Here is a 6,004-nt window from a genome sequence, read left to right as displayed (position 1 = left end):
TTTCGGTGTTGTTTTTGTCCCCCCCATATTTAGGGGGGGGGGGGGGGGTGGGGGGGGGGGGGGGGGCGGGCGGGGGGGGGGGGGGGGGCCCCCCCCCCCCCCCCCGCCGCGCCCCCTCCCGGCTCCCTCTGGTTCGACGACCCGACCGTCACCGTGAAGAACGGCCGCTTCACCGACGCCTCCGGCCGCGAGGTCGTCCTGCGCGGCTACAACGTCTCCGGTGAGACCAAGCTCGCGGAGAACAAGGGCCTGCCCTTCGCCTCCGTCGCGGACGCCCGCAAGTCGGCGACCGCCCTGCGCGCCCTCGGCGGCGGCAACACCGTCCGCTTCCTGCTCTCCTGGGCCTACGCCGAGCCCGAACGCGGCACGGTGGACACCGCCTATCTGGCCGCCGCCACCGCCCAGATGAAGGCGTTCCTCGACGCCGGCATCCGCGTCTACCCCGACTTCCACCAGGACCTCTACTCCCGGCACCTGTTCGACACCGACAGCTGGTACACCGGCGACGGCGCGCCCAAGTGGGCGGTGGACGCCGGGAACTACCCGGACGAGTCCTGCGGGATCTGCCTCTTCTGGGGGCAGAACATCACCCAGAACGAGGCCGTGAAGCGTGCCACGTACGACTTCTGGCACAACGCGCACGGCGTGCAGGACGCCTTCCTCGCCACCGCCGAGAAGACCATGGCCTACGTCGAACAGCACCTGAACGCCGACCAGTTCAAGGGCGTCGTCGGCTTCGACCCCTACAACGAGCCGCACGCGGGCGTCTACGACTCCGGGCAGACCAGCCGCGCCTGGGAGAAGGACGTGCTGTGGCCGTTCTTCGAGAAGTTCCGGGCCCGCATGGACGCGGCCGGCTGGCGCGACAAGCCCGCCTTCGTGGAGCCGAACCTCTTCTGGAACGCCAACCTCGACTTCCAGAGGCAGGAGGGCGGCCTGCTCGACGCGGGCAAGCTCGGACCCCGCTACGTGTTCAACACCCACTTCTACGACCAGAAGGCCATCTCCGGCGTCTTCATGTGGGGCAAGGCGGCCGACGGCCAGTACGCGAACGACTTCCGCACGGTCCGCGACCGGGCGGCCGCCGCGCAGACCGCCGCCGTCGTCAGCGAGTTCGGGCACCCCCTGGCGGGCAACGTCTCCGACAAGGCGCCCACCGTCCTCAAGGCGATGTACCAGGCCCTCGACTCCCGCCTGAAGGGCGCCGACTGGTGGTCCGACCCGGTGGCCTCCGGGCCGGTGCTCTCCGGCTCGCAGTGGCAGTGGGACATCTACAACGGGCGGCACCGCGAGCTGATGAACGGCAACCCCGGCAAGGTGCTCACCGTCGGTGACGCCTGGAACGACGAGGACCTGTCCGCCGTACGCCTCGACGACTCGGGCAAGCCGGTGCTGCGCCAGGACGCCCGGCTCCTGGACCGCCTCTACCCCAGCGCCACGGCCGGAAAGACCGTCGGCTTCACCTACGAGGACCGCTCCCGGGACGGTTCGACGACCCTCACCTGGAACCCGGTGCCGGACTCACTGCCGAACGTGAAACGGCTGGTGGGCTCGGGGCAGTACGGGCTGCTGCTGTGGCGTTCGGACGGCGGCCGGGCACCCACCGAACTGCACCTGCCGGCGGGCTTCCCGACCGCGTCCACCACGGTCGTCTCCGACCTGGGCACGTCCCACGCGCCGCCCGCGTACACCTCGACCACCCCGGTCGGCGTGGCCCAGGAGCCCGGCGGCACGGGAAGCCGCCGCCTGCTGCTCACCGCGCCGGACTCGGGCGTCCTGCACTACGCGCTGGTGACCAACGGGGCGACGGCTCCCTCGGCCGAGCTGCTGAACGCGGCCCGCTCCGAACTGGCCGCGTGGGCCGCGAAGGAGGTCAGCTAGCGGACGGGCTCGTCCAGCCGGCCTCCACATGGCCGAGCCGGACGCGCTGCGGGTGGTCCCCGACCGGCACGGACGCGACCTTCTTCCCGGTGGCGAAGTCGATGGCCGTGACCTGGTCGGTGCCGCTCTCGGAGACGACGCAGCTCTTGCCGTCACCGCTGACCGTGGCCCAGTAGGGCTTGGCGGCGGTGACGAGCGGGCCCTCCTGGAGGGTGCCGCGGTCGACGACCGTGGCGTAATCGTCCATGGTCCCGGCGACGCACAGCTTCTTGCCGTCCGGGCTCATCGAGAGGCCGTGGTGGCGCGAGTCGTTGACGAAGGTGGTGCGGTCGTCACTGGTCGCCGGGTTCTTCGGCAGGGTCTTCGTGCGGGTGATCTTGTCGGAGGCCAGGTCGTACTCGAAGAAGCCGTTGAAGAACGACACCTGGAAGTACAGCTTCGACTCGTCCGGCGAGAACACGGCGGGCCGGACCGCGTCGGAGAAGTCCTTCAGACCGATCGCGTCCAGGCGCGAGCGCATGTCGATGACCTTGACCTGCTGGTACGTGGTCGCGTCGATGACGGTGATGCGGCGGTCGCCCTTCGTCCAGTCCAGCCAGGGCGCGTCGGTCTGCGTGTTCACCTCGCCGATCGACATGTTGTAGATGTACTTGCCGTCCTTGGTGAAGATGTTCTCGTGCGGCTTGGCGCCGGTGGCGGCCTTGCCGAGCTGCTTGCCGGTCTCGATGTCCAGGACGTGCACGGTGTTGCCGGTCGAGGCCGACACCGCGACGCGCTTGCCGTCGGGGGAGACTGCCATGTGGTCGGCGCGGAAACCGGACACCGGGAAACGCCAGTTGATCCGCCCGGAGGCCAGGTCGATCGACACGACGTCGGCGAAGCTGGGCCGGGAGACGACCACCGACTTGCCGTCCGGTGTGGAGTACATGTCGTCGACGAACTGGTCGTGCCCCTCGCCGACGCTGTTGCGGATCGTCATGAAGGCGATCCATCTGATCGGATCGGCGTTGATCTCCGCCATCCGCTCGTCCTTGTCGGGGATGACGTTGATCCGGCCGATCCTCGCGAAGTCACCGGTGGACTTGATGACTTCGGCGGTGCCGTCCCAGTTGTTGCCCACGAACAGCACCTGGCGCAGGGCGGCGGTGGAGTCCGCGGCGTCCGCGTGGGCGGCGGTCGCGGGAACGGTGGCGGTCAGGGCGAGGGCGGCGGTCAGGGAGCACAGGTGCCGTCGTCGGAAGACGGGCATGGCTGATCCCTCCTCTGCGGGTGGGGGTGAGGAATCTGAACACACGTGCTTTCAGAGTCAACTTACTGCAAAGTAAGGAAGGGGCGGCCTTCTTTACAAGACCGCGGGCACGACAAAATCGCGTGCGGGCGAAGATGGGTGTGCGAGCGACGGAGGGAGAGCCGGTGCCGGGCAGACTCAGAGCGCCGACCGGCCGCTACGGCGGCAAGACCGCCGAGGAGCGGCAGGCCGAGCGGCGCCGGCGGTTCCTGGACGCCGCGCTCCAACTGTTCGGCGACACCCCCGGCTTCCGCGCCACCACCGTCGCGGCGCTCAGCGAGGCGGCCGGGCTGTCCACCCGTCAGTTCTACGAGGAGTTCCGCACCCTGGAGGACGTGCTCGCGGCCCTGCACCTCCAGGTCAACGACTGGGCCGAGGCGGCGGTGCTGGAGGCGGCGGCCGGTGCGGCGGACCTGCCGCTCGTCGAGCGCGCGACCGCCATCTTCCGCGCCTACGCCGGGAACCTCGCCGCCGATCCGCGCCGGATCCGCATCACCTTCGTCGAGATCATCGGCGTCAGCCCGCGTCTGGAGGAACAGCGGCTCGCCCGCCGGGCCGGCTGGGTCGACCTCATCTGCGCCGAGGCCCGGGCGGCCGCCGCGCGCGGGGAGGCGGCACCCCGCGACTACCGCCTCGCGGCGACGGGTTTCATCGGCAGCGTGAACGGCCTGCTGCACGACTGGAGCGCCGGCTGGGTCGACGCGACACTGGACGAGGTCGTCGACGAACTCGTGCGGCAACTGCTGGGGATCCTGAGGCCCCCGGGCTGGAGCCCGGGGAGATGACTCACACCCGGGTACGGGTACGTCCGGTTCCGTTCGCCCGGGGTCCGGGGAAGGCCCGCCGGTAGTCGCCGGGCGACACCCCGAGGTGCCTGAGGAAGTGGTGGCGGAGATTGTTGGCCGTGCCGAGGCCGCTCAGCTCCCCGACCTTCTCGATGGGCAGGTCCGTCGACTCCAGCAGTGAACGGGCGCGCCCGAGCCGCTGGTCGAGAAGCCACTGGAGCGGTGTCGTCCCGGTGACGGCCTGGAGCCGCCGGTAGAACGTACGCGGGCTCATCGCGGCGCGCCGCGCCAGGTCGGCGACGGTCAGCGGCCGGTCCAGATTGGCCCGCGCCCAGGCGAGGACGGGCGCCAGTCCTTCGTCGTCATCGACTGGCACGGGCAGCTCGATGAACTGAGCCTGCCCGCCCGGCCGGTGGGCGGGCACCACCATGCGGCGCGCCAGCTGGTTGGCGACGTGTGCGCCGAGATCGCGCCGCACCAGATGCAGGCACAGGTCGAGTCCGGCGGTCAGTCCGGCGCTGGTGAGCACGTCGCCGTCGTCCACGTACAGCACCGACGCGTCGACGTGCACCTTCGGGTAGCGCTCGGCCAGCTGCGCGGTGTGCATCCAGTGGGCGGTGGCACGCCGCCCGTCGAGCAGCCCCGCCTCGGCCAGCGCGAAGGCACCGGTGCACAGGGAGACCATGCGGGCACCCGCCTCGTGAGCCCGGCGCAGGGCGCAGATCAGCTCCTCCGGCAGCGGCCTGCCCTCCTCGACACACGGGTCGGGCACGGAGGGCACGATCACCGTATCGGCACCGACCAGATCGTCCAGCCCGTAACGGGTGCGCAGGCTCAGCCCGTGCCCGCCCGCCCCACCGTCCTCCTCCGGCCCGGCTCCGGTCCCGCACAGCCGCAGGTCGTACCAGGGATCGGCCAGATCGGGCTGCGGCTTGCCGAACACGGTGCACGGGATGCTCAGTTCGTACAGGTCCCACGAAGGGACCCCGATCTCCTCGGTCACGACCACGGCGACAGAACCGGCACTCATGCTCCGCAGCCTATGGCAGGAATTTGGTGGAGACCGTCACCGCTGTCACTGTTTCCGATCTTCGTGCCCTGCGAACGTGGTCGTACGTGATCACGCGTCACTCGGCAAGAAATACCAAGGAGTTGGGCATGAGCACAGGAAACCGCCGGCCGGTCACCGTCGTCGGACTGGGCTCGATGGGCTCGGCACTGGCCGCCGCGCTGCTGGACCGGGGCCACCCGACCACCGTCTGGAACCGGACCCCGGACAAGGCCCGCCCCCTGGTCGACCGCGGCGCCCGCCTGGCCGCCACACCGCAGGAGGCGGTCGCCGCGTCGCCACTGACCATCGCCTGCGTGCTGGACTACGAGGCGCTGTACACCGTCCTCGACCCGGCCGCCGGCGAGTTGGCGGGCAGAACCCTGGTCAACCTCACTTCCGGGTCCCCCGAACAGGCCCAGGAGGCGGTCAAGTGGGCCGCCTCCCACGAGGCCGGTTACCTCGACGGCGCCATCATGACCACCCCGCCCGGCGTCGGCGACCCCGCCATGATGTTCCTCTACAGCGGCTCCCAGGAGGTCTTCGACGCCCACCGCACCACCCTGGCGTCCCTCGGTGATCCCCTCCACCTGGGCACCGACCCCGGCCTCGCCTCCCTCTACGACGCCGCCCTGCTAGGACTGATGTGGTCCACCATGACCGGCTGGCTGCACGGCACAGCGCTGGTCGGCGCCGAGGGGACGTCCGCCACCGCCTTCACCCCGGTGGCGATCCGCTGGCTGAACGCGGTGGCGGGCTTCCTCAGCACATACGCGCCCCAGGTGGACGCCGGCCGTTACCCGGGCGACGACGCCACGGTCGACGTCCAGATCGCGGCCATCGACCACCTCATCCACGCGGCGGCGGCCCGCGGTGTCGACAACGCGCTGCCCGAGCTCCTGAAGGCCGCCATGGAGAAGGCCGCTGCCACCGGCCACGGACAGGACAGTTACGCCAGCCTGATCGAGGTCCTGAGGAATCCCGCCGGCAGCGGGGCCTGAT

At 70.6% G+C, this 6,004-nt stretch carries 5 protein-coding genes; 3 read left to right on the top strand and 2 right to left on the bottom strand.

The window, feature by feature from the left end:
• Positions 1–153 precede the first annotated feature (153 nt).
• Entirely contained in the window at positions 154–1,881 is a 1,728-nt protein-coding gene (locus ACZ3I3_RS14945) for a glycoside hydrolase family 5 protein (RefSeq protein ID WP_467365130.1), read from the top strand.
• Here the strand turns inward: ACZ3I3_RS14945 and ACZ3I3_RS14940 are convergent.
• Positions 1,874–3,130, bottom strand: coding sequence for a YncE family protein (locus tag ACZ3I3_RS14940; protein ID WP_467365129.1), 1,257 nt, complete (start codon positions 3,128–3,130; stop codon positions 1,874–1,876). The genes ACZ3I3_RS14945 and ACZ3I3_RS14940 overlap by 8 nt on opposite strands.
• 164 nt (positions 3,131–3,294) lie before the next feature.
• Between ACZ3I3_RS14940 and ACZ3I3_RS14935 the strand changes: the two genes are divergently transcribed.
• The gene (locus tag ACZ3I3_RS14935; RefSeq protein WP_467365127.1) at positions 3,295–3,954 is read left to right on the top strand and encodes a TetR/AcrR family transcriptional regulator; all 660 of its coding nucleotides are present in this window, start codon (positions 3,295–3,297) and stop codon (positions 3,952–3,954) included.
• 1 nt (position 3,955) lies between these two features.
• On the opposite strand, the gene ACZ3I3_RS14930 is transcribed toward ACZ3I3_RS14935, so the two are convergent.
• Entirely contained in the window at positions 3,956–4,963 is a 1,008-nt protein-coding gene (locus ACZ3I3_RS14930) for a GlxA family transcriptional regulator (RefSeq protein WP_467365501.1), read from the bottom strand.
• 149 nt (positions 4,964–5,112) lie between these two features.
• Here ACZ3I3_RS14930 and ACZ3I3_RS14925 point away from each other — a divergent pair, with 149 nt between their 5' ends.
• The gene (locus tag ACZ3I3_RS14925) at positions 5,113–6,003 is read left to right on the top strand and encodes an NAD(P)-dependent oxidoreductase (RefSeq protein ID WP_467365125.1); all 891 of its coding nucleotides are present in this window, start codon (positions 5,113–5,115) and stop codon (positions 6,001–6,003) included.
• Position 6,004: the final 1 nt, after the last annotated feature.

It is taken from the genome of Streptomyces sp. NPDC016851, assembly GCF_055562795.1.
Note: the sequence above shows the minus strand (reverse complement) of the source record. Positions and strands in the feature narration are given on the sequence as shown.

Excerpts from the sequence above, each read along its gene's own strand:
- ACZ3I3_RS14925 (WP_467365125.1), top strand. The coding sequence starts at position 5,113 with ATGAGCACAGGAAACCGCCGGCCGGTCACCGTCGTCGGACTGGGCTCG.
- ACZ3I3_RS14940 (WP_467365129.1), bottom strand. The coding sequence starts at position 3,130 with ATGCCCGTCTTCCGACGACGGCACCTGTGCTCCCTGACCGCCGCCCTC.